The sequence below is a fragment of the Cobetia sp. 29-18-1 genome (assembly GCF_029846405.1).
Classification (GTDB): Bacteria; Pseudomonadota; Gammaproteobacteria; order Pseudomonadales; family Halomonadaceae; genus Cobetia; species Cobetia amphilecti.
On sequence record NZ_JARWKS010000024.1, the window covers coordinates 14,738 to 39,919 of the forward strand.

The window sequence follows — 25,182 nt, forward strand, 5'->3', positions numbered from 1 at the left end:
CAATCCCCTGTCGCTGTCCCCAAGAAAGGGTGCACCAGACAACGTTGACAGGGGAGGTCAGCATGATGGAGTGGATTGCGAATCACTCGAAAACCATCTCGGCGATAGCCAGTATCGGCTCGTTCTTCATCTGGCTGGTCTATGCGCAGCTGCTGTATCACAACTTCCGTCGCCAGCGTCGCCCGCGCGTGCTGATCAATCGCGGCAAGTCCAAGGGTATCGACAGTCTGTGCATCGTCAGCAACATGAGTGCCGAATCGATCTTCATCGAGCACATCATCGCCAGGCTGGATACCAGTCATGGCAGCCTGCTGATGGATGTCACCGAGTTCGAACGCAGCTATCAGGAAGGTGACGAGCAGGGTAACAATCAGCAGGACGGCGACAGCGAGCAGTCCGCGCAGGAGGCTTCCAGCAGCAGTGAATGGCGTATCTCCGATACCACGCGTCAGGGGCCGCTGGGCTCGGGCGACTTCCTGCATATCGGGACTTTCTCTGAAGTCATCGAGCGCATGGCGCGCCGCAATGGCATCTCGCTCGACGGTCACTGGCCCAGCAATGAGCAGCTGGAATTCCAGCGCCTGACGCTGAGCATCATCGGCATCTATGGCAGTGAGGACCATCCGATCGGCGTCGAGCGTGCCTTCCGCCTGCACGATGCCAATGGAGAATGTGCGCTGGTGCCGGAACGCTGGGATTCCAATCGCCTGTCATCACGCAGGCAGCGTCACAAGTTGCGCAAGCTTTTGAATCGCATCAGTGGTGAGGACATCAGCGAGCAGTCCACCTTCCAGCCCCCGAGTGACGAGGAGTCGCGCAACAAGGCTTGATGAGCGCGGGCGCCTGAGCCCAGGGATGCATGAACCATCGGACAGATGAGTGCTCGGGCGCACGCCAGCGGTGGCTGCACACTGTCAGGGCGACGAGGATGGGGTAGGCTTTCCAGAGCCCCACTCACGGAGAGTCTTCGGATGCAGGAACGCGTCACGCCCTTTCAGCTGTTCATCCTGGTGCTGTCGATCTATGTGATCGGCGCCATGGTGGTAGACCTTGTCTTTGTGCTGTCACCCCAGGTCCAGCGGCTGCTGGAATACATGGACTATGTGGTCTGCCTGTTCTTCTTCATCGATTTCTGCAAGCGCTTCGCCAGTGCCAAGAGCAAGCGCGAGTACATGAAGTGGGGCTGGATCGACCTGCTGGCCTGTATTCCGGCGGGACTCTTCCAGGGCGCGAGGCTGTTTCGCGTGGTGCAGGTGCTGCGGGTTCTGCGCGCCATCAAGTCGATGGAAATGATCTGGAAGCTGCTGTTTCGCAACCGGGCCGAGGGGGTCTTCGCCTCGGCGGCCACCGCCACGGTGCTGCTGGTGGTGTTCGGTGCCCTGACCATGCTGATGGTGGAGACACCCAATCCCGACAGCCCCATCAATACCGCAGAGGAAGCGCTGTGGTGGGCGGTGGTGACGGTGACCACCGTCGGTTATGGCGACTACTATCCCATCACGACGCTCGGTCGCGTGGTGGCGGTGCTGCTGATGGTCGGGGGCGTGGGGCTGTTCGGGAGTTTCGCCGCCTATATCAGCTCGATCTTCATCGAGGATGACAGCGAGCAGGAGGCCCGGGCGGCGCGTGCTCAGCGCGACATGACGCGGGCGCTCTATCATCAGATCAGCGAGCTGACGACGGAAGTGCGCGAGCTGCGTGAGCGGCTGGATCAGGTCGCGCAGGAGCGGGGTGAGTCGCTGGCTGAGCGCGAGCGCCACCGCGAGGCGCTGCATCGCCAGGTGAATGAGGAGATGGAACAGCGCCTGGGGGATGCCGCTCCGCCAGACAGGGAGGGCCCCGCCGGCGATCGTTGAGCCGGCAGGCAACAAAAAGCCCCTGACACCGTGAGGTGTCAGGGGCTTTTTTCGGACTGTCATCAGGCCTCAGGCAAGCAGGCACAGGCGCTGCGACTGCCGTGCATGACGCAGATGATGATCAGTCGAAGTTGCGCGAGTAGAAGATCTCGAGCATTTCACGACGCAGGCGGCCTTCGATGTTGGTGGCTTCCTCGAAGGTCAGCTCGCGACGCGAGGTGCCGAAGAGGTAGTTGTCCAGTTCGAAGTCCTTGAGCAGCATCTTGGTGTGGAACATGTTCTCTTGATACACGTTCACATCGACCATCTGGTAGGCACGCTTGGTGTCTTCCGCCAGGTAATCCTGGATGGAGGTGATGTCGTGATCGATGAACAGCTTCTTGCCATCCACGTCGCGCGTGAAGCCACGCACGCGGTAGTCCATGGTCACGATATCGGAATCGAAGCTGTGGATCAGATAGTTCAGCGCCTTCAGCGGGCTGATCATGCCACAGGTCGAGACATCGATATCCAGACGGAAGGTGCTGATGCCGTTGTCCGGGTGGGACTCGGGATAGGTGTGCACCGTGACGTGAGACTTGTCCAGATGGCCGACGACCGTTTCCGGCAGCGGGCCCGGGCCCGGCGCGGTCTGGGACACGTCCTGCTCTTCCAGCTCGTGCTCGGCGATCAGGATGGTCACGCTGGCACCATGCGGCTCATAGTCCTGGCGTGCGATGTTCAGCACGTGGGCACCGATGATGTTGGTGACATCCTTGAGGATCTGGGTAAGACGCTCGGCATTGTAGAGCTCATCGATATAATCGATATACGCCGTGCGCTGCTCTTCGGTCTGCGCGTAGCAGATGTCGTAGATATTGAAGCTCAACGAACTGGTGAGGTTGTTGAACCCGTGAAGGCGGAGTTGATCGCTCACGTCCAGGCCTCCTTGAAATGGGAGGGTGGTATGACATCCGATGCGCCATTGCAATGGAGCAGAGGCAGGCATCGGGCCGAAGAGGACATCTCGAAAGGCACGTCCCGAGCGCTGGCAGCATGACTCACAGGGAGCATTGCATGCCATCTTTGCCACGAGACGACCGGTGAGACGACCGGTTTGAGGGGCGTATTATGCACAGGCAGGCCTGACACGCCAGCGACAATTCCCGCCGATCCTGGCGAGACGTCGTCAGTGGTGCGCTCCCTCCCGCCGTCGGCGGGGCCTTGAGCGGCGGGAGGGCGAGGCTTGATCAGGCCGCGATGTCGATGACTTCGTAGGAGTGAGTGATCTCGACACCCCCGGCGCTCAGCATCAGGGAGGCGCTGCAGTACTTCTCGGCGGACAGCTCGACGGCACGCTTGACCTGGGATTCCTTGAGGTTGCGACCGGTGACCACGAACTTGACGTGAATCTTCGTGAACACGCTCGGCACGCTATCGGCGCGCTCGGCGCTCAGTTCGGCGTGACAGTCAGTGACCTGCTGGCGGGCCTTTTCCAGAATCTGGATGACATCGAAGCTGGTGCAGCCGCCCAGACCCATCAACAGCATTTCCATCGGACGCGGACCGGTGTTGCGACCGCCGTTGTCCGGATTGCCGTCCATGACCACGCTGTGGCCGCTGCCGGATTCGGCGAGGAACTGGCGACCATCGGTCCATTTGATGCTGGCGTTCATTGCCATGTCGGAACTTCTCCTTCTGATAAGTCGTTGATGCGCCACCGGCCCGGAGCTAGTGGCTATAAAGGCCAGGGGCTACAGGAATAAGGGCGCGGTGAGCACGATGGCGCACAGGGTAGCATTGTCATCGCCGTGCCCGGAGGAACGTCCAGCGCTGAGCTTATATCGCGCTGGCTCAGGCCCTGGCGTGGCTCAGCAGCTCATCCAGCTCGGCCAGACGCTGTGGGGTGCCGACATCGATCCAGGCGCCGCGATGATGCAGGCCGCGCACCTCGCCATGCTGCATGGCATCACGCAGCAGCGGCGCCAGCTTGAAGACGCTGTCGGGGCCTTGATAGGCCGGTGTCTCGGCAATGGCGCGGCGGATCAGGCGTGGTGACAGCCACGACACACCGGAGAAGGTCAGGTGGGTGCCGGCCTGCTCTTCCTGCTCGTCTTTCTCTTCCTTCTCGTCCTGTTCGTCGCTCTCGGCGCCGGCTTCATCCTTCACTATCCCCGTCGGGGTGAGCAGGAAGTCTCCCTCGGGATGATGTGGCGGGTTATCCACCAGCACCAGACCCGCCAGCGCCTGCGGCTGGTCGGCAAGCGGGGCCAGTGAATGGCTCGCCAGCGCCTGGATGGTCAGCAGCGTGAGGTCGACGTCACACCAGACATCGCCATTGATCAGCAGGAAGGGCGTGTCATCGCCTGCGTCCTGCGTCAGCGCATCGGAGAGTGACAGGGCGCGAGCGATGCCGCCGCCGGTTTCCAGCGGCGTCTCCTCGCGCGAGAAGATCAGCGTCAGGGAGCGCTTGCGGCCCTGCCAGCAAGCCTCGAGCTGGCCCTTGGCATTCGGCTTCGCGGCGAAGTGGCTCAGAATCCTGTCGGCCAGGTGGCCGACATTGATGACGACCTTGTCCACATCGATCGCTTCCAGACGCAGCAGATGGTGCTCCAGCAACGGCAGCCCGGCGACTTCCAGCAACGGCTTGGGGGTGTGGTCGGTCAGCGGGCGCATGCGCGTGCCGAAACCGGCCGCTAGAATCATCGCGCGCATCAGTGGCTCCCCGGCTGGTTATCGGCATTTGCTGCGCTTTCCTTGCTTTCCCCACTTTCCTTGCTTTCCCCACTTGCCGCAGCGCTCTTCGCGGTGTCAGCGGCGGCCGCATTGCGTTGCAGGCGGGCGGCGCGATCGGCGAGTGCCGCCAGCTCATCGTAATCATCGAGGTTGATCTCGGGGCGCTCGCCATTGGCGAGGCGCAGATCGCGCGCCTCGCATTCCTCGGCCAGCCGCAGCGACAGCGCCGGCGTCAGCACCTCATCCAGCCAGTGGGTGAAGGAGATCAGTTCCGGGCAGAAGGCCAGACCTTCGCGCAGGTGACCGAGGAAGCGCGGCATCAGCGTCAGGTAGCGAGGCTTGGCGTCCCGCAGTGTCAGGCGCGCGAAGATGCCGAGAATCTTGAGATTGCGCTGCACGCCCATGCGTTCGACGCTCTGGCGGTATTCCAGCGGGCTCGGTGCCGGCAGGCCGGCCGCGGCGTAGCGTGGCAAGGCGGCCAGACGCGCCTGCTCGATCCAGCGCGCCATGGCGGGTTCCGGCCAGCGCCAGTGACGGTCACGCAGCAGCGAGATCAGGTCGTAGTTCTCGGGGCCGCTGACGGCGTCTTGAAAATCGATGATCCACAGCCGGGTCTGGTGCTGGGATGCCGACTGATGCAGGAACAGGTTCTGGGCATGGAAGTCGCGATGCACGCTCACCACCGGTTGCGCGCTGGCGGCCGCGAGCAATTGCCCCGTCAGCTTGTTCCAGGCGGCGTAGCGGCGGTCATGCGGCATGTCGAGCAGCTGGCCGAGACACCACTCCGGAAACAGCTCCAGTTCGGCGGACAGGCGGGCGTCGTCATAGGCAGGCAGGTTGCCGGGCGGCAGTTGATGCAGCTGCTCGAGCAGCCCGATGGCTTCGCCATAGTAGTGGTCGGCGTGCTCGGTGCTGGTCAGGGCGGTCATCAGCGGGGTGTCGCCGAGGTCTTCCAGCTCCAGAAAGCCGAGTGCCTCGTCGAAGGCGAAGACCTCGGGAAGCGGCAGGCCGGCGTCGCGCCATTGGCGGGCGATGGCGACGAAGCCGTGGCTGTCTTCCTTCTCGGGCGGGGCGTCCATCAGGATGCGCGCCGGCGTGGCCGGATCGAGTTCCTCGAGGTGCAGACGGAAATAGCGGCGGAAGCTGGCGTCGTCAGCCACGGCGCTCATGCGCACGGCCTCTGGTGTGAGGTCGTGGCGGGCGGCGGCCCAGGCGTGCAGCGCCTGGCGGCGGGCGTCGGATGTCATGGGGCTTGGGCTCCTGTCGGCGTGTGCGCGGGGCCGGCTGTCAGTTGACGCCTGTGCCGCGGCCCCGCATGCTGTCGTGTGGTGACGAGAAGGCAGGCGGAACCGGCAAGCAGGAAGGCCGGTTGCTGGGCCTGTATAATACCGATTCCCCCAGCCAAGGACACAGAGCAGCCATGGCCCAGCGCAGCCATTCATCCCATCCGGGCAAGCCGACGACCGCTCCCGGGCGACGTCAGCGTCGCTTCGCGACTCCCTCTCTGTCTGCTCATTCCCGGCAGGCACCGATAGCCCGATTGGGCGATGACCGCCCGGTCTGGCAGCTCAAGCCACTGGTTTTCCGTCTGTTGTGGACCTTGGCGCCTCTGGCCGCCGGCGCCCCTCTGATGGCACAGGCCGCTCCGCCCGAGCCCCTGTCAGCCAGTCAGCTCGACTGGCAGCCCTATGATGAGGTGCCGCAGGGCAAGCTGTGCTCCGGGCGCTATGTCACGCCGGCCTACCGTATCGAGGCGGGCGACACGCCGGAGCAGGTCACGACCTCGGCCGACAAGGCCAACTACGGCAACGATGGCGTCGCCACCCTGATGGGGGAGGTGGTGCTGCGCCGCGGCGATTCCCAGCTGGAATCGCCCGAGGTCAGCGTCAACGAGGCGCGTGACACCGCCACTGCCAAGGGGCCTGTCACCTATCGCCAGCCCGGAGTCCTGCTGCGCGGCGACGACGCGCGGGTCTCGCTCAACAGCGATGCGGCCAGCGTCGACAACGGTCACTACGTCTTTCATGAGCAGCACGTGCGCGGCGACGCAGTGCAGCTGGCGCGTCTCGAGGATGGTCGCTACCGCCTGAAGGATGCCAGCTTCACCTCCTGCGAGCCGGGCAACAGCCTGTGGCGTCTGGTCGGCAGCGACATCACCATCGATCAGGACTCCGGCTGGGGAACGGCCAAGCATGCGCGCATGGAAATGGGCGGCGTGCCGGTCTTCTACTGGCCCTACGTGCGCTTCCCGGTCGATGACCGTCGCCACACGGGCCTGCTGTGGCCGCAGTTCAGCTACACCAGCTCCAGCGGCTTCGATTACGCCCAGCCGATCTACTTGAATCTGGCCCCCAATTACGATGCCACCCTCACGCCGCGTTACATCTCCGAGCGTGGCGAGATGCTGGAAGGCGAGTTCCGCTATCTATTGCCGCGTGGCGAGGAAGGCAGCATCGAGGGTGCCTGGCTCGCCGATGACGATGGCGGCAGCGACCCCGACGATGACGAGGAAGATCTGATCGGCGAGGACCGCTGGTACATCAACTACCAGCATGCTGGCCGCTATGATGCCCGTACCGACTACCAGTTGAAGTACGGCGCCGCCTCCGACGGCAATTATTTCGACGACTTCGGGCGCAATTTCGGGGAAACGGAAACCGATAGCCTCGAGCGTCTGGCACAGCTCGATTACCACGGCGATGTCTGGGACCTGCAGTTCAAGGCGCAGGGCTACCAGCGCATGGACTACCCGCTGGATAACGATGACAAGCCGTTCTACCGTCTGCCGAGCCTGACCGCGGATGGCCGCTGGAGTCAGTCCAACGGCTTCTACGAAGAGTGGAATTCCAACGCGACCTACTTCTGGCGTGATGTCGATGAGACGGATACCGACATCGACGAAGACCAGGCCGCCAATGGTTCGCGCCTGCGTCTGGCGCCGGCGCTGGGCTGGCGCAGCGATCAGAGCTGGAGCTTCATCGAGCCGCGCGCGCAGCTGGTCAGCCTGTCATACAGCCTGGACTACGGTGACCGCGAGACCGACCGCAGCACCAGCCCGTCCGCCACCATCCCGGTGCTGTCACTGGACAGCGGCCTGATCTTCGATCGCGAGACCGAATGGTTCGGCGACGGCTATACCCAGACACTGGAGCCGCGCCTCTATTACGCCTACGTGCCGGAGGTCGACCAGTCCGATCTGCCCGACTTCGACACCTCGGAAGACGCCTTCAGCTGGAATCAGCTGTGGTCGCCGTACCGCTTCAGCGGGGGTGACCGCGTCGGCGATACCAACAAGGTCTCCTACGGCGTGTCGTCACGCTTCATCAGCGGTGAAAGCGGCCGTGAACGCCTCAAGCTGGGTGTCGGCCAGTCGAGCTACCTGTCGGACCGCAACATCGACATGGACGGTGATCCGGACAAGACCTCACGCTCCGACTTCGACAGCTACTCCGACTACTATCGTGCGACGCGTGACCGCTCGCCGGTGGTCTTCCAGGCCGATGTGGTGCTCAACGACCAGTGGACCGCCTCCCAGGCCGTGTTCCAGGATTTCGATCGTGGCGTGACCGAAAGTGCCCAGACCTCGCTGCGTTATCGCGCGGAACAAGGCACGGTACTGAACTTTGGCTTCAATCGTGAGATCGAAGGCTTCGTGCCTTACGACGATGAGGACGCGGATGACGTGCTGGGCTATACCCGCAACGAGTGGGATTTCTCCTTCGCGACGCCGATGAGCGAGAGCTGGTCGCTGCTGGGCCGCTACATGTATGACAGCACCAATTCCCGTTCACTGGAGAAGGTGTTGGGCGTGCAGTACAACGATTGCTGCTACGGCGTGCAGGTCACCTGGCGTGAATGGCAGGATGACAACGACACCGCCAACACCATCTCGGATGACGAAGAGAAGAATGGCATCTTCCTGACCTTTGAATTCAAGGGCTTGGGAGGCGTTGGCCAGAGTGCTGACAGCTACCTGGAACAGGCCGTACCGGGCTATCGCAACGCGGGCTTCTGAGTCGCCGCGCCAGGCCGTGAATGACGCCAAGGCGCCGCCGCAGGGTGGCGCCATCAACATTTTTACGCCGAGAGAACATGTGATGCGCAAGACCCTGATTGCCCCGCTGGGGCTGGCATTTGTGCTGGCGAGTCTGCCGGCCGGTGCCGCCGAGTTGCTCGACCGCGTGGTTGCCGTGGTCAACAAGGACGCCATCATGCAAAGCGACATGGAGCAGCGCGTCACCCAGGCGAGTCAGCAGTTGCAGAGCCGTGGCATCAACCTGCCGCCGCGCGACGTGCTGGAGCGTCAGGTTCTTGATCGTATGGTCAACGAGCAGATTCAGCTGCAGCTGGCGGAGCAGGCCAATCTCAGCATCGATGACACCCAGCTCAACGCCACCCTGCGCGGCATCGCCAAGGACAACGGCATGAGCCTGGAAGCCTTCGCGGACAAGCTCGAGCAGGATGGCATGTCACTGGCCCAGGTGCGCGATCAGGTGCGTCGTGAGCTGCTGGTGCAGCAGATCCAGCAGCGCAGCGTCGCCAGCCGGGTGCGGATATCCGATCGTGAGATAGACCGCTATCTCAACCAGCAGAATGTCGGCAGCGACGTCCAGTACCATCTGGCCCACCTGCTGGTGGCACTGCCCCAGGAGCCGACGCCGGATCAGGTCAAGGCCGCGCGCGCCAAGGCCGACAGCCTGCGTCAGCAGATCGAGCAGGGCACCGATTTCGCCCAGCTGGCTGCCGCCGAATCCGCCGGCAGTCAGGCACTGAGCGGCGGTGATCTCGGCTGGCGTTCCGGCGGTGAGCTGCCGACGGTGTTCGCCGATGTCATTCCGAACATGCAGGCCGGTCAGGTCTCCGAGCCGCTGCGCAGTGCCAGCGGTTATCACCTCGTCAAGCTGATCGAGAAGCGTGGCGCGGGCAAGGCGTTGATCTCCCAGACGCGCGCACGCCACATCCTGATCCAGCCCAACCCGAACCTCAGCGATCAGCAGGCGCTTGAGCGTGCCGAGTCCATTCGCCGCCGTCTGCTGGGAGGCGAGGATTTCGCCGCGCTGGCTCAGGAATTCAGCGACGACAAGGGCAGCTCTCTCAAGGGCGGCGAGCTGGGCTGGGTCAGCCCGGGCCAGACGGTCTCCTCCTTCGAGACAGCCATGAATGGTCTGGACGTGGGCGAGATCAGCCAGCCGGTCAAGAGCCGCTTCGGCTACCACATCATCGAAGTCGAGGAGCGTCGCCAGCAGGATGTGACCAACTCCAGCCAGCGTGACAAGGTGCGCAAGACCCTGTTCCAGCGCAAGCTCAATGATGAGCTCGAAGCCTGGCAGCAGCAGGTGCGTGCCGAGGCCTATGTCGACAACCGTCTCGATGAGCAGTAAGTCCGAGTGGAGCAGCGAGACACCGTCATGAATCGTCGCGAAGAGATTGCGCCCGACATCATCGCCCTGACCGCCGGTGAGCCGGCGGGTATCGGCCCGGAACTTCTGGTCATGCTGGCCGGTCAGGCGGAAGCGTTCCCCGCGCAGCTGGTCGCCGTGGCGGACCCCGCCTTGCTGGTCAGTCGTGCCCGCCTGCTGAGACTGCCGCTGGTGGTGCATGAGCTGGCGCCGGGTGACCCGCTGCCGCCGGCCCGCAATGGTGAGCTGGCCGTGTGGCCGGTGCCGCTGGCAGTGCCCAGCGAGCCGGGCGTGATCGATGCGCGCAATGGCGATCATGTGCTGGCGATGCTGGATGTCGCCATCGCCGCCTGCCAGGCGGGGCATGCCAGCGCGATGGTGACGGCGCCGCTGTCCAAGGCCGCCGTGATCGAGGCCGGGCATGCGGGCTTCACCGGCCACACCGAATACCTGCGCGATGTCTGCGGGGTCGAGGAAGTGGTCATGATGCTGGCGTGCCCCGGGCTGCGGGTGGCGCTGGCCACCACGCACCTGCCGCTGCGCGAGGTGGCCGATGCCATCACGCCCGAGGGCCTGACGCGGGTGATGAAGATCCTCGCCAAGGACCTGACGCGCTACTTCGGCTGTGCCGCGCCGCGCATCGCGGTGTGCGGGCTCAATCCGCATGCCGGCGAGGGCGGGCATCTGGGGCATGAGGAGATCGAGGTGATCTCCCCGACGCTCGACGCCCTGCGCGCGACCGGCATGCAGCTGGATGGCCCGCTGCCGGCCGATACCCTGTTCACGCCGCGGCATCTGGAGGGCGTGGATGCGGTACTGGCGATGTACCACGACCAGGGCCTGCCGGTGCTCAAGTATGCCGGCTTCGGTGAAGCCGCCAACATCACGCTGGGCCTGCCGATCGTGCGTACCTCCGTGGATCACGGCACGGCGCTGGACCTTGCCGGCAGCGGGCGTGCCGACGTCGGCAGCCTGTTGCAGGCCGTGCGTGTCGCCATCGAGATGGCAGCCGCCGCGCGAGCCTGAGATAATCCCCGCATCACTCGGGCGTGACCGCATGGCGGCACGTCAGGCGTGCGCCACCGCGTGGCGTCTCGCTACCCCAGTCATTCGACCATCGAGGATGGTCTCGCCGCCCCGGTCTGCCTGTGTCCCTGCAGGCCATGGCGGCATCTTGTTGTCGGGAATCCCGACGGATTCCCAGGAGGAAGGTCAGTCCCATGTCCCAACATTTCCCCGCGCATCGTGCTCGCAAGCGTTTCGGTCAGAACTTTCTGCAGGACCTTGGCGTCATCTCTCGCATCGTGAATGCCATTCGTCCCGCGGAAGGCGAGCGCCTGGTCGAGATCGGCCCGGGGCAGGGTGCCTTGACCGGCCCGCTGCTGGAAGCGGCAGGCAAGCTGGAAGTCATCGAGCTGGACCGTGACCTCATCCCGGGTCTGCGCGTGCAGTTCTTCAACTACCCGGACTTCGTGATCCACGAAGGCGATGCCCTGCGTTTCGACTTCCCGGAGCTGGTCGGTGATGGCCCGGCACTGCGCGTGGTCGGCAACCTGCCGTACAACATCTCCACCCCGCTGATCTTCCACCTGCTGGAAGCACGCGGCGCAATCTCCGACATGCACTTCATGCTGCAGAAGGAAGTCGTCGAGCGTCTGGCCGCCGAGCCGGGTGGCACCGACTGGGGCCGCCTGTCGGTGATGACCCAGTATTACTGCGCGGTGGAAAATCTGTTCCTGGTGCCGCCGAGCGCCTTCTTCCCGGCGCCGAAGGTGGATTCCGCCATCGTGCGTCTGGTGCCGCACCGTGAATTGCCGCATCCGGCCAAGGACGAGAAGCTGCTCGCCGTCATCGTGCGCGAAGCCTTCTCCCAGCGCCGCAAGACGCTGCGCAACAACTTCAAGGGCCGCATCGATGCCGACCAGCTGACCGCGCTGGGCATCGATCCCTCGCGTCGTCCGCAGACACTGACCGTCGCTGAGCTGGTGATGATCAGCAACCACCTCAGTGAGCAGGGCATGACGGTGGACAAGGCCGACAAGGCACCGAAGAAGCGTCCACGCAGCAATGCCGGCCACGGTGCGCCGGCAGCCGACAGTGCCAGTGGTAGTGATGGGAATAGTGACAGTGGCGAGCGCCTCGATGCCGAGAGCGATGCCAAGGGCGACGCCCGCAACGCCAGCGACCACGACGCATGAGTAGCGTGGCGGACATCCGTATCGACGCCGTACCCGAGTACTGCGCCGACGAGAGTCGTCCGAGCGAGAACCGACACGTGTTCCGCTACACCATCACCGTGCACAACGGGACGGATGAGACCGTGCAGCTGCTGGCGCGCTACTGGAAGATCACCCAGGGCAGCGGCGATGAGCAGGAAGTGCGTGGCAAGGGCGTGGTCGGCAAGCAGCCGCTGATCGCGCCCGGCGAGAGCTTTCGCTATACCTCGCGCGCCGTGCTCGACATGCCGGTCGGCGTGATGCAGGGGGCCTATACCTTCTGTGACGCGACCCATGCGCGCACCTTCGAGGTCGCCATCGCACCGTTCCGTCTCGCCGGTCCGCATCAGGTTCACTAGGGTGGCCGCGTGACGCAGCGTTTCGTATTCAAGACAGCAAGTCAGGCCGCCACGGCGGTCAGGGAGTGGGCATGACGCAGTGGGCGATTGGCGATTTGCAGGGCTGCCATCAAGAGTTCGAACTTCTGTTGCAGCGCCTCGATTTCACGCCGGGGCGCGATGTGCTGTGGCTGGCGGGAGACCTGGTCAATCGCGGGCCGGGCTCGCTGGAGTGCCTGCGTCTGGTCAAGTCGCTGGGCGATGATGCGCGGGTGGTGCTGGGCAACCATGACCTCCACCTGCTGGCGGTGGCTGAGGGCTTCAGCCGCCACAAGCGCTCCGATACGCTGACGCCGATTCTCGAGGCGCCGGACCGTGAGGAGCTGCTGGACTGGCTGCGTCGTCAGCCGCTGATGGTGGATGCGCTGGTCGGCAATCGCCGCACGGTGATGAGCCATGCCGGCGTGTTGCCGAGCTGGACGCTGGACCAGGCGGCCGGTTATGCCCGCGAAGCGCACGCCGTGCTGGCGGGCGACGACTATCGAGGCTTTCTCGGCGAGATGTACGGCAATACGCCGGACCGCTGGCAGGAGGATCTCGAAGGCACGCCGCGCCTGCGCTGCATCGTCAATGTCTTCACGCGCATGCGCTTTCTGCACAGTGATGGCCGACTGGATTTCGCGGCCAAGGAAGGACTGGACAGCGCGCCGGAGGGGTGCCGTCCCTGGTTCCAGTATCCGCGTCCCGAAGGGGCCTGGGATGATTCGCCGCGCCTGCTGTTCGGTCACTGGGCTGCTCTGGAAGGCGAGACGCCGGCGGCGCGTCAGGATGTCGAGGCGCTGGACACCGGCTGCGTGTGGGGCGGTGGCCTGACGGCGCTCAATCTCGAGACGGAAGAGCGCGTCTTCGAGCCGGCGCTGACCTCGCGCTGAGCGCCCTCCCGTCGCCAGTGACAGCAGGTCTGCCGTCGCTGGCGAATGCCTTTCCCTTACTCAACAAGCGGAGTCCGCATGAGTTTCGAACATCTTGATCTCGCAACCCTCAGTGACTGGCGCCAACGCGACCCGTCGCTCGTGGTACTCGATATCCGCGATCCGCTCAGCTTCACGCAGGGGCGTATCCCGGGCAGCCGTCATCTGGACAACGCCAGTGCCGCTGCCATCCTGGAAGACACCCCGCGCGACAAGCCGCTGGTGGTGGTCTGCTATCACGGCCATTCCAGTCAGCAGGCCGCCGCCTGGCTGGCGGGGCAGGGCTTCGAGAAGGTCTATTCCCTCGATGGTGGCTTTACCCAGTACCAACTGACGCATGGCGATGACGTCGAGAGCGGTAGCTGACGCCGCCTGCACGTGACTGCCATCACTGGCCTTACTTCCTCGCTTTCCTCATTCAGCTTTGTATCTCGTGCCGCAGGGCAAGGACATTCGCATGACTCAGACGACGCCTTCTTCACTGACCGATTCGCGTGACCGCCTGTTGAGCGGGCTTGAGGTCTATCGCGTGGGCGGCGCGGTGCGTGATGCGCGCCTGGGTTGGCCGTGGCACGAGTGTGACTTCGTGGTGGTGGGCGCGACGGTGGAAGACATGCAGGCGCGTGGCTTCCGGCCGGTCGGGCGGGACTTCCCGGTCTTCCTGCATCCGCAGACCCAGGAGGAGTACGCGCTGGCGCGTACCGAGCGCAAGTCCGGCCACGGGTATGTCGGCTTCAGCGTGCATGCCAGCCCCGATGTGACGCTGGAAGAGGACCTCATTCGTCGCGACCTGACCATCAATGCCATGGCCGAGCCGCTCGACAGCACGCCGGGGCAGGGCGAGGTGATCGACCCCTACGGTGGCCTGGCGGATCTCGAGGCGCGCGTGTTGCGTCATGTCTCGAGCGCCTTCAGCGAAGACCCGCTGCGCGTATTGCGCGTGGCACGCTTTCTGGCGCGCTATCAGGGGCTCGGCTTCACGGTCGCGGAGGAGACACGGCAGATGATGGTTGCCATGGTCGAGAGCGGCGAGGTCTCGCATCTGGTGGCCGAGCGGGTCTGGAAGGAGACCGAGAAGGCGCTGGGCGAGGCCAGTCCCGAAGCCTACTTCCAGCTGCTCGATGAGCTGGGGGCACTGGCGGTGCTGATGCCGCCGCTGACCCGCGATGCCGAGCAGCTCGCAGCGGCACTGGCGCGTCTGGACCGCCTGCCGCGTCAGCTGGTCGATGAGGCGGAGATGGTCTGCTGGCGTATGGCGCGCCTGGTGGAGCACCTGTCACGCGACGAGATCGATGCCCTGGCGCAGGACTTGCGCCTGCCCAGCGCCGTGCGTGACGCCGCCCAGCAGGCGCGTCTGTGCCGGGAATTGAACGAGGCCTCGCGGCGGGAAGGTGGCGTGAGCGCAGCAGACCTCAAGGCCTGGCTGGATGGTGTCGATGCCTGGCGGCGTGGCGAGCGCCAGTCGGTGCTGGTGGCCCTGCTGGCGGTCGAGGACAAGGGGCTGGCACGGTTGGGCAATGCCGTCTGGCAAGCCGCGACGGCGGTGTCGCCGCAGTCTCTGGTCGAACAGGGCCTGAAAGGGGCGGAGATCGGGCGTGCGCTCAGCGAGCAGCGCCAGCAGGCCATCGAGCAGGCGCTGAGCGAATGGCAGGCCATGCCGGAAGTGCACGCGCCTCATTGCGGCTGCGGACACAGTCACTGATCACCTGCCCGCTGCTGAGCACCTGGCCTGAGCACCTGCTCTGAGCAAATGATCCGAGTATATGACCCCGAAAGCCCCGGTCCTGCGCCGGGGCTTTTGCGTCGTGGCATCAGGAAGGGTTTTGTGAGGCGGAGCGTGCTGTTTATGGGCAGAGCGTGTTTCCATGAGCGGAGCGCAGCGTGTGAGCAAAACATGCTTACAGGCGCGGCTCGCTGCCATCGCTCAGGCGGCGCAGATTCAGCGCATGACGAATCACGATCAGGCTGGCGAAGACCAGAATCACGCCGCTCATCTGCGGCGCCAGCCACAGGCTGAACAGGGGTGCCGCCAGGCCGGCCACCAGCGAGGCGATGGCCGCCGTGCGCAGTCGCCAGGCCAGCCCGACCCACAGCGCGGCGCAGCTCAAGGCGACGCCCGGCGCCAGCATCAGCAGCACGCCAAAGGCAGCGGCCACGGCCTTGCCGCCGCGATGGCCGCGGTGCCACAGCGGCAGGCTGTGGCCGATCAGCACGGCCAGTCCGATCAACCCCAGTGCCCAGGGCGGCAGCGAGAGCGCCAGCCCCAGCCAGAGTGCCGGCATGCCCTTGGTAGCATCGAAGACCAGCACCAGAGCGGCGGGCAGCGCGCCATGCAATCGCAGCACATTGGAGAAGCCCGGGTTGAAGGACCCCGCCAGGCGTGGGTCGGCCAGCCCCAGTCGCTGACAGATCCACACCGCGCCCAGCACCGAACCGCTGGCATAGGCCACGGCCATCAGCAGGCTCAACTGTTGCCAGCTGGCTAGTTGCGCGGCCCACTCGATCAGGCCTGTCAGCATGATGTCGACTCGTTGCGTGCCCGAGGTGTCGCACACAGGCAGGGAGAGAGGGGCAGGCAGCTTGGCCAAGCAGGGGCCGGGTGCAGTAGAATCAGTCGCATGATGGCGGGGCCTTGGGCGTCGTTTTTATTCGTTCATTCGACAAGCATAGAGGTAACGCCGTGGATCGTGTGCTGATCGAGGCTCTGGCCGTGGAAACCGTGATTGGGGTCTATGACTGGGAGCGTACCATTCGCCAGCGTCTGGTGATGGATCTGGAAATGGCCACGGATATTCGTGCCGCAGCTGCCGACGATGACCTGACGCACACCCTGGACTACGCCGCCATCAGTGCGCGCATCCAGACCTTCGCCGAAGAGAGCCACTTCGAGCTGGTGGAAACCTTCGCCGAGCGCCTGGCAGCGCTGCTGCGTGAAGAGTTCGGCATTCCCTGGCTGACCATGACGGTGCGCAAGCCGGGCGCCGTGCCGGAAGCCGCCGCCGTTGGCGTGCGCATCGTGCGCGGCAGCCTCGAGACCGTCTCGGATGCGCCGGCATGAGTCTGGTACTGATCTCCATCGGTAGCAATATCGAGCGCGAGCATCATGTGCGGGTCTGCCTGGATGCGCTGGAGGCGACCTTCGGCAACCTGACGCTGTCCTCCGTCTACGAGAGCGAGCCGGTGGGCTTCGTCGACGGGCGCAACTTCCTCAACCTGGTCGCAGGTTTCGAGAGTGACTGGAGCGTCGGCGAATTGCAGGCTTGGTGCAAGCAGCTCGAGCTGGCCAATGGTCGCCTCAAGAACAGCGCCAAGTTCAGTCCACGCACCCTGGATCTGGACCTGCTGACCGTCGGTACCCTGACCGGGGAGGTCGATGGCGTGATGCTGCCGCGCGATGAGGTCGATCGCAATGCCTTCGTGCTGCTGCCGCTGGCCGAGTCGTTCGGCGAAGAGCGCCACCCCGTCTCCGGAGAGGATTACGCTTCGCTTTGGAAGGCGTTCGTGGCCGCCGGGCGCGCCGAACAACAGCCGCTATGGCCGGTGGACTTCAGCTGGCGTTGCCGCATGATCTCTCGCGCCGATGCCACGGTCTGACACTGCTCTCTGATGTCTCGGTCTGACACCATCAGGCGCCACGTTGCCGGTGTCAGTGTCCGGCGGTGAGTGTGACCTGCCCCTCAACAACAACGCCCTGCCGATGAGAATCGGCAGGGCGTTGTTGTTGAGGGGCAGGGTACTGGCGTCTGGCAGGGCTCAGTCCTGCGCTGTGCTCGGGGCCGCCAGGCTGTCCAGCGGCCAGCGCGGCACGGCCTTCATCGGGCCGGTGTCCTGCTCGCCGGCATTCAGGCGCTGCGCGCCCACGTAGGCGATCATCGCGCCGTTGTCGGTGCAGAAGCGGCCACGCGGGTAGTAGGCGCGGGCATTGCGCTTGGTCAGCTCATGGCTCAGACGCTCACGCAGACGGGTGTTGGCACTCACGCCGCCGGCGACGACCAGGCGTTTGAGACCGGTCTGGTCCAGCGCGCGACGACACTTGATGACCAGGGTGTCGACCACGGCTTCCTCGAAGGCGCGTGCGATATCGGCGCAGTGCTGCTCATCCAGGTCGTCCGCAGCCTTGGCCTTCTTGAGCGTGACCATGGTGTGGGTCTTGAGGCCGGAGAAGCTGAAGTCGAGGCCCGGGCGGTCCGTCATCGGGCGCGGGAAGCGATAGCGTTTGGGGTCGCCCTGTTCGGCCAGCTTCGCGACCTGCGGGCCACCGGGGTAGGGCAGTTCCAGCATCTTGGCGGCCTTGTCGAAGGCTTCGCCGGCGGCGTCATCCACGGACTCGCCGAGCAGCTCGTATTCGCCCAGTCCGCGCACCGCGACCAGCTGGGTGTGTCCGCCGGAGACCAGCAGCGCCACGAAGGGGAATTCCGGTGCATCGTCTTCCAGCATTGGCGCCAGCAGGTGGCCTTCCATGTGGTGGACGCCGAGCACCGGCACTCCCCATGCCTTGGCAAGCCCGTGTGCGGTGGACGCGCCGACCATCAGTGCGCCGACCAGGCCCGGGCCTGCGGTATAGGTGATGGCATCGATGTCAGCGGCCTTCAGCTGCGCCTCATCCATCACCTGCTGGATCAGCGGCAGCAGCTTGCGAGTGTGATCACGCGACGCCAGTTCCGGCACCACGCCGCCGAACTCGGCGTGCATGGCGATCTGGCTGTAGAGGGCATCTGCAAGCAGGCCCTGGTCCGTGTCGTAGATGGCGACGCCGGTCTCGTCGCAGGAAGTCTCGATGCCGAGCACACGCATGGCTGACTCTCAGGAAATATCAGAAGTAGAGGGCGGCACGGCCAGCGAGGCTGCCTGAGCGAGCCCGAGAGGCGTGTGTGCCGTGAATGCGCGACATTCTACTGGCTGTGAGCACGGGTGTCGCGCCAGCTGGCGTTGAGGCAGAGAGGATTTCCGGTTTCCGCGTTTGCAAAGCCGGGGGCGGGTGTCTAGAATATGGCACTCTGCAAGACTGGGTCGTGCATCCGACCACCCCGCAAAAGCTCCCCGAATCATGATTCCAGCCAGCGACGGCTACCCTCACCGGTGGTGTCGCAGGCGACTGATTGATGCTGGATCGACCTGCAGGTGGCGGTTTACCGTCGCTGGCTGGTGGCTCCTGAGGAGTGGCTGCACCGGATGTGCGTTCAAACCGAACTCATGATCTCAAGGTAGGTGAGTGTTTAATGCCTTCAGTTAAAGTACGTGACAACGAGCCGTTCGACGTCGCCCTGCGCCGTTTCAAGCGCTCCTGCGAAAAAGCCGGTGTTCTTTCCGAAGTGCGTCGTCGTGAGCACTACGAGAAGCCGACAGCTGTTCGCAAGCGTCAGCAGGCGGCCGCTGTAAAGCGCCACGCCAAGAAGGTTCAGCGTGAGCGCAAGCGTTTCGAGCGTCTCTACTGATCCGTACTTTTGGGGAGTGATAGTCTGCTCTCTGGAAGGACACCAAGCGGCTGCCTCACGGTGGCCGCTTGTTTTTGTCTCTAGTGGTCCGTTTGTTCTCGAGCCGTGTGCCGTTGCCTGGCGCATGTCGCTAACTCGAGGAATGGCCTGACCTGAAGGTAGCCGCTCACTTTGCTGAGCCGACACTATCTTGCGGTCAGTCCGTTTTTCCACGACTTCTGGCGAATCATGGCTGGTCTCATCCCCCAAGGCTTCATTGACGATCTGCTGGCCCGCACCGACGTGGTCGAGGTGGTGGGTGAGCGCGTCCAGCTGAAGAAGGCCGGCAAGAGCTATGTCGGCCTCTGCCCGTTCCATCAGGAAAACTCTCCCTCGTTCAACGTCATCCCGGACAAGCAGTTCTATCACTGCTTCGGGTGCGGGGCGAGCGGCAGTGCCCTCAAGTTCCTGATGGAGTTCGATCGCCTGCCGTTCCCTGAGGCCGTCGAACAGTTGGCCTCGCGGCTGGCGCTTGAAGTGCCGCGCGAAGGCGGCAACCAGAGTCCGCATGAGCGCCGTGAGCGCCAGCGTCGTGAGCAGGCCCGCGAAGAGGGCGTCAATCTGCTCGAGGCGGCCGCGGACTTCTATCGTCAGCGCCTGACGGAGCCGGCCGCGCAGCCGGCACGTGAGTATCTGGAAGGCCGTGGTCTGTCGCGTGAGGTCATGCGTGATTTCGGCATCGGCTTCGCGCCGGAAGGCTGGGAGCACCTCAAGCATCACCTGAGCAAGCTGGGTGTCAGCGAGGATGTGCAGATCGAATACGGTCTGCTGATCCATCACGAGGAAAGCGGTCGCCGCTATGACCGCTTCCGCGATCGCGTGATGTTCCCGATCCGTGACTGGAAAGGCCGCACCATCGCCTTCGGCGGTCGCGTGATGGGCGACGCCAAGCCCAAATACCTGAATTCTCCCGAGACTCCCGTCTTCCACAAGGGACGCGAGCTCTACGGTCTGTTTGAAGCCCGTGAGGCGAATCGCAAGCTGGAACGCATGCTGATCGTCGAAGGCTACATGGACGTGGTGGCACTGGCGCAGTACGGCATTCGCAATGCCTGCGCGACCCTGGGCACCGCGACCAGTGAGGAGCACCTCAAGCGCCTCTATCGCCTGGTCGATGAGGTGGTGTTCTGCTTCGACGGCGACAAGGCCGGTCGGCAGGCGGCGCGCCGCGCGCTGGAGACCGTGCTCGAGGTCATGATCGATGGCCGTCAGGCGCGCTTCCTGTTCCTGCCGGAAGGCGAGGACCCGGATTCCCTGGTGCGCAGCGAGGGTCAGGAGGCATTCGAGAAGCGTGTCACCTGCGCCTCCGGGCTCTCCGAGTTCCTGTTCGAGCAGGCCGCGGAAGGACGCGACCTCAAGCGCATGGAGCAGCTCGAGCGGTTCGTGACCCAAGCGCTGGAGTGGATCTCGCGCGTGCCCGAAGGGGTGCTGCGCTCGCTGCTGCTCAAGGAGCTTGAGCGGCGCAGTGGTCTGGAGCGTGAGCGGCTGGACGCCATGCTGGTGGAGCGCGCCGCGGCGCGTGAAGCCCAGCAGGCACGGCTGCGTCAGCACCAGCAACTACGTCAGCACCCTCAGCAACCGCAGCGTTCGCAACAGCAGCAACGTCAGCCCGGCGCGACACATTCGGCACCGCGTTCAACGCCCGCTGCCAGTCCTCAGGACGGCGCGACGCTGAGTGACGCGCAGGATGAGTGGTCGTCGCTGGAGGCGATGGCAGATGCCGGCTTCGGCGACAGCGAGCCCGATGGCTGGCAGCCGGATGACTGGCAGTCGCATGGCGAGATGCCTGCGGGCCAGGGCGCTCAAGCCGCGCGCGCGACGCCGGCCAGGTCTCAGAAGCGCACCTCGGTCAGCATGCTGACGCGCCTGTTGCATCTTCTGGTGCACGAGCCGCAGCTGGTCGCCGAGCTGCCTGACTCCAATGAGTGGATCGAAGGCGCGGGCGAGCCGGCCGACAGCGAGGATGCGCAGCTGTTGAACGACGTGGTGCGTCTCTTGAAGGCGGGGCAGTATCGTTCGCCACAGGTGCTGTTGGCGCACTTCCTCGGCACCGCACAGGGGCCGAGGCTTGAGCAGCTGGCAGCCCGCGAATTGCTGATTCCGCGTGACGTGCGCAGCGAAGAGCTGAAGGGGCTGGTGGAGCATTGCCAGCATCAGCAGGCGCGCACCACGCCGGAAGCGGAATATCAGGCCTTGCTGGCCAAGGAAAAGCGTGGCGAGAAGTTGTCGGCAGAAGAGAAGCAGCGGCTGATGGCCCTGCTGATGGAGCTGGCAACACGGCGCTGACGCAGTCTCGGTGCCAGGAAGGCCGACAATGGTGGAAATGCCGTGAGAGCTGAGGCGATGGCGCAGGAAAATACGCCCCATGGCCTTGAAAGACGCACTCATGCCCACTATTTAATGAGGTAGCTCCCGATGCGGACTGCCGCAACGTAACCGATAACGCTAACACACCTGGATGGTCCGGCAAATACGCCGCTGGCAGCATCTCCTGATGGCACGCTATACTGGTGCGCTTGATGCTCTCTTCGTCCCTATACCGGCGCCATGCTCACTCGCTGAGCCGCGTCGCGTCCAGGTGCTTCATTCTTCTTCGTCGAGATAGGGGTTCTATGGCTGGTAATGCGCAGCAGCAGTCGCGTCTCAAGGAGTTGATCGCGCGCGGCAAGGAACAGGGTTACCTGACCTATGCCGAGGTCAACGATCACCTGCCCGAGGATATCGCTGATCCCGAACAGGTGGAAGACATCATCAGCATGATCAACGATATGGGCATCAAGGTCGCGGAAGAAGCGCCCGATGCCGATACCTTGATGATGTCTGATTCCTCCACTGACGAGTCTGCCGCCGAAGAGGCCGTTGCCGCCCTCGCCGCGGTGGAAAGCGATGTGGGGCGCACCACCGACCCCGTCCGCATGTACATGCGTGAGATGGGCACCGTGGAACTTCTGACCCGTGAAGGCGAAATCAAGATCGCCAAGCGGATCGAGGAGGGCACGCGTGAGGTGATGTCGTCGCTGGCATTCTTGCCGGGGGCAGTCGACTCCATCCTGGAAGCCTATGACGGCACTCTGGGCGAAGACGGCGGACGTCTGTCCGATCTCTTCTCCGGTTTCATCGACCCTGACGAAGGCGTGCCGGGTGTCGCCGAAGTCGAAGTCGAGGAAGTCGAAGAGATTCCCGAGGGCGAAGAGTCCGAAGGCGACGAAGACGAAGACGACGATTCCGCCTCTGAAGGTGGCCCGGACCCCGAGCTGGCCCGCGTCCGCTTCGAGCAGATCCGTGAGCAGAACGAGGCGACCAAGGCCGCCATCGAGAAGTACGGTTCCGGCTCTGCCGAGGCGAAAGCCGAACAGGATCGTCTTGCCGAGCTGTTCTCGCCGATCAAGCTGGTGCCCAAGCACTTCGAGCGTCTGGTCGGTCAGGTTCGCGTGTCCGTCGAGCAGGTGCGCGAGCAGGAAAAGGTCATCCTGCAGATCTTCGTCAAGCGCGGCAAGGTGCCTCGCAAGAGCTTCATCAAGGCCTTCCCGGGCCACGAGTCCGACATGGACTGGTTCGACAGCTTCATCGGTGGCAGCAAGAAGTACGCCGACAAGCTCGAGCCGTTCCGTGCCGACGTGCTGCGTGCCCAGCGCAAGATCGCCTTCGAGCAGGACATGGTCCAGCTGCCGGTCAGCGAGCTGAAGGAAGTGAACCGTCGCCTGTCGATCGGTGAAGCCAAGGCGCGTCGTGCCAAGAAGGAAATGGTCGAGGCCAACCTGCGTCTGGTCATCTCCATCGCCAAGAAGTACACCAACCGTGGTCTGCAGTTCCTGGATCTCATCCAGGAAGGCAACATTGGTCTGATGAAGGCCGTGGACAAGTTCGAGTACCGTCGTGGTTACAAGTTCTCGACCTACGCCACCTGGTGGATCCGTCAGGCGATCACTCGCTCCATCGCGGACCAGGCGCGCACCATCCGTATTCCGGTGCACATGATCGAGACCATCAACAAGCTGAACCGTGTCTCGCGTCAGATGCTGCAGGAAATGGGTCGCGAGCCGACGCCGGAAGAGCTGGGCGAACGTCTCGAGATGCCGGAAGACAAGGTGCGTCGCGTACTCAAGATCGCCAAGGAGCCCATCTCCATGGAGACGCCGATCGGTGACGATGATGATTCGCACCTGGGTGACTTCATCGAGGACGGCACCATGGTCTCGCCGATCGACTCCGCCACCGGCGAAGGTCTGATCGAAGCGACCCGTGGCATCCTGTCCGGCCTGACCGCACGTGAAGCCAAGGTGCTGCGCATGCGCTTCGGTATCGACATGAACACCGACCATACCCTCGAGGAAGTCGGCAAGCAGTTCGATGTCACCCGTGAGCGTATCCGTCAGATCGAAGCGAAGGCGCTGCGCAAGCTGCGTCACCCGTCACGCTCCGAGTCACTGCGTTCCTTCATGGAAGAGTGATCTGAAGCGCTCGGGGCCACACCTGAACTGCTGGCCCCGCTGACAAGACAACGCCCGCCCCCATGCGAATGGGAGGCGGGCGTTGTCGTTTGTGGGCTTTACGTTGCGGGTCTTTCTCTACGGGCTGTGTCGCCTTCAGGCTTTTCTTTACGGACCTTGCCACCTTCGAACTGCGTCGTTAAAGGTCTGCGTGATGTGCCCTGGGGGCTATCAGGCGCCGTGGCGCAACTGGTGAGACGAAGGCGTTGCCGCCACGCTGAAGACGACACGGCCCTTGATGCATTGACGGGAGACCGGCCCCATCTGCTCGCTGCTCAAGCCGTCGGGATGCTCGCCGCGTAGCCACAGGCGGCCGTTGTCGTCGATGCGATGCAGGCGCTTGACCAGCTGGCCCAGCCTGGGATGTTCCACCACGACGGTGGCGCCGGGCGTCAATCGCCAGCGACTGGGCCAGCGCATGCTGATGATGAGGCTGTGCTGCGGGAGACTGGGGGCAAGACTATGACCGTGCAAGCGGTAGCTACTGAACCAGCGCATGTGAGGCTCCTTGAGAATGAGGGCATGACACGGTCAAGATCCTGTCGGTGCTTTCCTGTGGCAGTGGCGATAGTTGAATTGTATCCACTGCTTAGTAAAATATAATCATTCTCATTTGATGTCCAGCCGTTTTCCGTCAGTACCTCGCGCAATGGCTATCGAGAGACGCCTGTCTAGCGCAGCCTGTCGAGAGAAGACTGTCGAGCAGAGACTGTTGAGCAGAGACTGTTGAGCAGAGCCTGTTGAGAGTAGAAACGAAAAAAAGCCGCGGCTCAGGTGAGCAGCGGCTTTTGGGAGAGTCACGGGTCTGTCTGTCTCTTGCGCTTCACGCTGTGCTTCATGTCACGTCACTTCGCGTTGTTTCATGGGGCAGGGCGAAGTGACGGTCGTGCGACAGGTCATGCGCGCAGCTCGGCAAGAGGGTTTTGCTGCCGGGCTCAGTCGTTGGCGTTGAGCTCACGCAGCAGGGCGCGGCGCTGGCGGCCCATGCGGATCGCCAGCAGCACGATCTCGATCACGGCGATGGCCATCAGGGTGTAGCCGAACAGTTCGGTGACTTCCTCGGCGGCATTCTTGACCGAACGCAGGTAGGAGTCCCCCATCAGGGTTTCCCAGAATTCCGAGCGACCGTAGAGGCGTGAGAAGACGTAGGTCGCCAGGAAGCCGGCGCCGAACAGGCCGAACGCGAAGCTGCGTCCGAAGTGCTCGAACTCGGCAATGAAGCGGTTGCGGTTGCGCCATACGCCGATGATGACCGGGATCGCGACCACGCTGACCAGGAACTGCCAGCTGCCATCGCCGATCATGCCGTCGAGCAGGGCGTCCTGTTCACGGATCAGGGACGCCGCGAACAGACCGAACAGCAGCAGGCTGATGGTGCGCAGGTCCGGCAGGCGTGAATGCACCAGCCACATGGTGGCTGCGCTCAAGGCCAACAGAGTGCTCTGCATGTGTTCTGTCCAGCTGGCTTCGCTGAAGCCGACATCACCGAAGTGGTGGGCATCATGCATGACCAGCGACATCATCGCGGCCACCAGCGGCGCATAGATGGCCAGGCGCAGGCAGGCTTGCATGAAGAGCGAAGTGGGCTTGCGCCCATACAGCGGCTGTTCGGCGCTGATGGGGAGCGGAACAGCGTTATGGTGCTGGGTATGCGAAGTCAGGCGAGACAAGGGACTCTCCGGACAGTCCATGGACTGCCTGTCAGGGTGAGGGTGTTGTTTGC

General features: G+C 64.0%; 22 protein-coding genes and 1 pseudogene. 15 read left to right on the top strand and 8 right to left on the bottom strand.

Annotated features, from left to right (window positions below; translation table 11 throughout):
- Positions 1-62: 62 nt before the first annotated feature.
- Together QD208_RS15605 and QD208_RS15610 are read left to right on the top strand one after the other, a co-directional pair.
- A complete protein-coding gene (locus tag QD208_RS15605) occupies positions 63-830 on the top strand; it encodes a hypothetical protein (protein ID WP_054557234.1) in 768 nt (255 codons plus the stop codon).
- Between the two features lie 141 nt (positions 831-971).
- Positions 972-1,856 carry an ion transporter gene (locus tag QD208_RS15610; protein ID WP_279837375.1) on the top strand — a complete coding sequence of 295 codons (885 nt, stop codon included), beginning with the start codon at positions 972-974 and terminating at the stop codon, positions 1,854-1,856.
- 121 nt (positions 1,857-1,977) lie between these two features.
- Here QD208_RS15610 and speD read toward each other — a convergent pair whose 3' ends face one another.
- From speD to QD208_RS15630, 4 genes are all read right to left on the bottom strand, one after another.
- The gene (gene speD / locus QD208_RS15615) at positions 1,978-2,772 is read right to left on the bottom strand and encodes an adenosylmethionine decarboxylase (protein ID WP_043334620.1); all 795 of its coding nucleotides are present in this window, start codon (positions 2,770-2,772) and stop codon (positions 1,978-1,980) included.
- Between the two features lie 313 nt (positions 2,773-3,085).
- A complete protein-coding gene (locus QD208_RS15620) occupies positions 3,086-3,511 on the bottom strand; it encodes an OsmC family protein (protein WP_054557233.1) in 426 nt (141 codons plus the stop codon).
- A 178-nt stretch (positions 3,512-3,689) separates the two neighbouring features.
- The gene (locus QD208_RS15625; protein ID WP_279837376.1) at positions 3,690-4,550 is read right to left on the bottom strand and encodes a nucleotidyltransferase family protein; all 861 of its coding nucleotides are present in this window, start codon (positions 4,548-4,550) and stop codon (positions 3,690-3,692) included.
- A complete protein-coding gene (locus tag QD208_RS15630; protein ID WP_153636567.1) occupies positions 4,550-5,818 on the bottom strand; it encodes a phosphotransferase in 1,269 nt (422 codons plus the stop codon). The genes QD208_RS15625 and QD208_RS15630 overlap by 1 nt, the downstream gene beginning before the upstream one ends.
- 173 nt (positions 5,819-5,991) lie before the next feature.
- On the opposite strand from QD208_RS15630, the gene QD208_RS15635 reads away from it, so the two are divergent.
- From QD208_RS15635 to QD208_RS15670, 8 genes and pseudogenes are all read left to right on the top strand, one after another.
- Positions 5,992-8,586, top strand: coding sequence for an LPS-assembly protein LptD (locus QD208_RS15635; protein WP_279837378.1), 2,595 nt, complete (start codon positions 5,992-5,994; stop codon positions 8,584-8,586).
- A gap of 82 nt (positions 8,587-8,668) precedes the next feature.
- Positions 8,669-9,952 carry a peptidylprolyl isomerase gene (locus tag QD208_RS15640; RefSeq protein ID WP_043334629.1) on the top strand — a complete coding sequence of 428 codons (1,284 nt, stop codon included), beginning with the start codon at positions 8,669-8,671 and terminating at the stop codon, positions 9,950-9,952.
- Between the two features lie 27 nt (positions 9,953-9,979).
- Positions 9,980-10,996, top strand: a complete 1,017-nt coding sequence (gene pdxA / locus QD208_RS15645) for a 4-hydroxythreonine-4-phosphate dehydrogenase PdxA (RefSeq protein ID WP_279837379.1) — start codon at positions 9,980-9,982, stop codon at positions 10,994-10,996.
- A gap of 194 nt (positions 10,997-11,190) precedes the next feature.
- A pseudogene (gene rsmA, locus QD208_RS15650) lies at positions 11,191-11,979 on the top strand (16S rRNA (adenine(1518)-N(6)/adenine(1519)-N(6))-dimethyltransferase RsmA); the annotation flags it as partial.
- Between the two features lie 185 nt (positions 11,980-12,164).
- Positions 12,165-12,545 (top strand): Co2+/Mg2+ efflux protein ApaG, encoded by a 381-nt coding sequence (apaG, locus tag QD208_RS15655; RefSeq protein ID WP_043334633.1) that lies wholly within the window; start codon positions 12,165-12,167, stop codon positions 12,543-12,545.
- Positions 12,546-12,616: 71 nt separating this feature from the next.
- Positions 12,617-13,456 (top strand): symmetrical bis(5'-nucleosyl)-tetraphosphatase, encoded by an 840-nt coding sequence (locus QD208_RS15660; protein ID WP_043334635.1) that lies wholly within the window; start codon positions 12,617-12,619, stop codon positions 13,454-13,456.
- 78 nt (positions 13,457-13,534) lie between these two features.
- A complete protein-coding gene (glpE, locus tag QD208_RS15665; protein WP_043334637.1) occupies positions 13,535-13,861 on the top strand; it encodes a thiosulfate sulfurtransferase GlpE in 327 nt (108 codons plus the stop codon).
- A 91-nt stretch (positions 13,862-13,952) separates the two neighbouring features.
- A complete protein-coding gene (locus tag QD208_RS15670) occupies positions 13,953-15,197 on the top strand; it encodes a polynucleotide adenylyltransferase (RefSeq protein ID WP_216060519.1) in 1,245 nt (414 codons plus the stop codon).
- Positions 15,198-15,393: 196 nt separating this feature from the next.
- On the opposite strand, the gene QD208_RS15675 is transcribed toward QD208_RS15670, so the two are convergent.
- Positions 15,394-16,014 (bottom strand): glycerol-3-phosphate acyltransferase, encoded by a 621-nt coding sequence (locus QD208_RS15675; protein ID WP_279837381.1) that lies wholly within the window; start codon positions 16,012-16,014, stop codon positions 15,394-15,396.
- Between the two features lie 161 nt (positions 16,015-16,175).
- Between QD208_RS15675 and folB the strand changes: the two genes are divergently transcribed.
- Positions 16,176-16,553 carry a dihydroneopterin aldolase gene (gene folB, locus QD208_RS15680; RefSeq protein ID WP_043334640.1) on the top strand — a complete coding sequence of 126 codons (378 nt, stop codon included), beginning with the start codon at positions 16,176-16,178 and terminating at the stop codon, positions 16,551-16,553.
- The gene (folK, locus tag QD208_RS15685; RefSeq protein WP_131432744.1) at positions 16,550-17,089 is read left to right on the top strand and encodes a 2-amino-4-hydroxy-6-hydroxymethyldihydropteridine diphosphokinase; all 540 of its coding nucleotides are present in this window, start codon (positions 16,550-16,552) and stop codon (positions 17,087-17,089) included. The genes folB and folK overlap by 4 nt, the downstream gene beginning before the upstream one ends.
- Positions 17,090-17,248: 159 nt before the next feature.
- On the opposite strand, the gene tsaD is transcribed toward folK, so the two are convergent.
- Positions 17,249-18,289, bottom strand: a complete 1,041-nt coding sequence (gene tsaD, locus QD208_RS15690) for a tRNA (adenosine(37)-N6)-threonylcarbamoyltransferase complex transferase subunit TsaD (protein WP_054557225.1) — start codon at positions 18,287-18,289, stop codon at positions 17,249-17,251.
- 425 nt (positions 18,290-18,714) lie between these two features.
- On the opposite strand from tsaD, the gene rpsU reads away from it, so the two are divergent.
- The 3 genes from rpsU (at position 18,715) to rpoD (ending at position 23,420) form a co-directional block, all read left to right on the top strand.
- Positions 18,715-18,930 (top strand): 30S ribosomal protein S21, encoded by a 216-nt coding sequence (gene rpsU, locus QD208_RS15695; RefSeq protein WP_024951433.1) that lies wholly within the window; start codon positions 18,715-18,717, stop codon positions 18,928-18,930.
- 228 nt (positions 18,931-19,158) lie between these two features.
- Positions 19,159-21,255: a DNA primase gene (gene dnaG / locus QD208_RS15700; RefSeq protein ID WP_279837382.1), complete on the top strand. Its 2,097-nt coding sequence runs from the start codon at positions 19,159-19,161 to the stop codon at positions 21,253-21,255.
- A 326-nt stretch (positions 21,256-21,581) separates the two neighbouring features.
- Positions 21,582-23,420 (top strand): RNA polymerase sigma factor RpoD, encoded by a 1,839-nt coding sequence (gene rpoD / locus QD208_RS15705; RefSeq protein WP_043334650.1) that lies wholly within the window; start codon positions 21,582-21,584, stop codon positions 23,418-23,420.
- Positions 23,421-23,630: 210 nt separating this feature from the next.
- On the opposite strand, the gene QD208_RS15710 is transcribed toward rpoD, so the two are convergent.
- On the bottom strand, positions 23,631-23,957 hold the full coding sequence (locus tag QD208_RS15710) for a hypothetical protein (protein ID WP_054557224.1): 327 nt from the start codon (positions 23,955-23,957) through the stop codon (positions 23,631-23,633).
- A 437-nt stretch (positions 23,958-24,394) separates the two neighbouring features.
- Positions 24,395-25,129 carry a hypothetical protein gene (locus QD208_RS15715; RefSeq protein WP_279837384.1) on the bottom strand — a complete coding sequence of 245 codons (735 nt, stop codon included), beginning with the start codon at positions 25,127-25,129 and terminating at the stop codon, positions 24,395-24,397.
- Positions 25,130-25,182 lie beyond the last annotated feature (53 nt).

Coding starts and splice junctions, on each gene's coding strand:
- QD208_RS15605 (WP_054557234.1), top strand. CDS start 63: ATGATGGAGTGGATTGCGAATCACTCGAAAACCATCTCGGCGATAGCC.
- QD208_RS15610 (WP_279837375.1), top strand. CDS start 972: ATGCAGGAACGCGTCACGCCCTTTCAGCTGTTCATCCTGGTGCTGTCG.
- QD208_RS15620 (WP_054557233.1), bottom strand. CDS start 3,511: ATGAACGCCAGCATCAAATGGACCGATGGTCGCCAGTTCCTCGCCGAA.
- QD208_RS15625 (WP_279837376.1), bottom strand. CDS start 4,550: ATGCGCGCGATGATTCTAGCGGCCGGTTTCGGCACGCGCATGCGCCCG.
- QD208_RS15630 (WP_153636567.1), bottom strand. CDS start 5,818: ATGACATCCGACGCCCGCCGCCAGGCGCTGCACGCCTGGGCCGCCGCC.
- QD208_RS15635 (WP_279837378.1), top strand. CDS start 5,992: ATGGCCCAGCGCAGCCATTCATCCCATCCGGGCAAGCCGACGACCGCT.
- QD208_RS15640 (WP_043334629.1), top strand. CDS start 8,669: ATGCGCAAGACCCTGATTGCCCCGCTGGGGCTGGCATTTGTGCTGGCG.
- pdxA (WP_279837379.1), top strand. CDS start 9,980: ATGAATCGTCGCGAAGAGATTGCGCCCGACATCATCGCCCTGACCGCC.
- apaG (WP_043334633.1), top strand. CDS start 12,165: ATGAGTAGCGTGGCGGACATCCGTATCGACGCCGTACCCGAGTACTGC.
- QD208_RS15660 (WP_043334635.1), top strand. CDS start 12,617: ATGACGCAGTGGGCGATTGGCGATTTGCAGGGCTGCCATCAAGAGTTC.
- glpE (WP_043334637.1), top strand. CDS start 13,535: ATGAGTTTCGAACATCTTGATCTCGCAACCCTCAGTGACTGGCGCCAA.
- QD208_RS15670 (WP_216060519.1), top strand. CDS start 13,953: ATGACTCAGACGACGCCTTCTTCACTGACCGATTCGCGTGACCGCCTG.
- QD208_RS15675 (WP_279837381.1), bottom strand. CDS start 16,014: ATGCTGACAGGCCTGATCGAGTGGGCCGCGCAACTAGCCAGCTGGCAA.
- folK (WP_131432744.1), top strand. CDS start 16,550: ATGAGTCTGGTACTGATCTCCATCGGTAGCAATATCGAGCGCGAGCAT.
- tsaD (WP_054557225.1), bottom strand. CDS start 18,289: ATGCGTGTGCTCGGCATCGAGACTTCCTGCGACGAGACCGGCGTCGCC.
- rpsU (WP_024951433.1), top strand. CDS start 18,715: ATGCCTTCAGTTAAAGTACGTGACAACGAGCCGTTCGACGTCGCCCTG.
- dnaG (WP_279837382.1), top strand. CDS start 19,159: ATGGCTGGTCTCATCCCCCAAGGCTTCATTGACGATCTGCTGGCCCGC.
- rpoD (WP_043334650.1), top strand. CDS start 21,582: ATGGCTGGTAATGCGCAGCAGCAGTCGCGTCTCAAGGAGTTGATCGCG.
- QD208_RS15710 (WP_054557224.1), bottom strand. CDS start 23,957: ATGCGCTGGTTCAGTAGCTACCGCTTGCACGGTCATAGTCTTGCCCCC.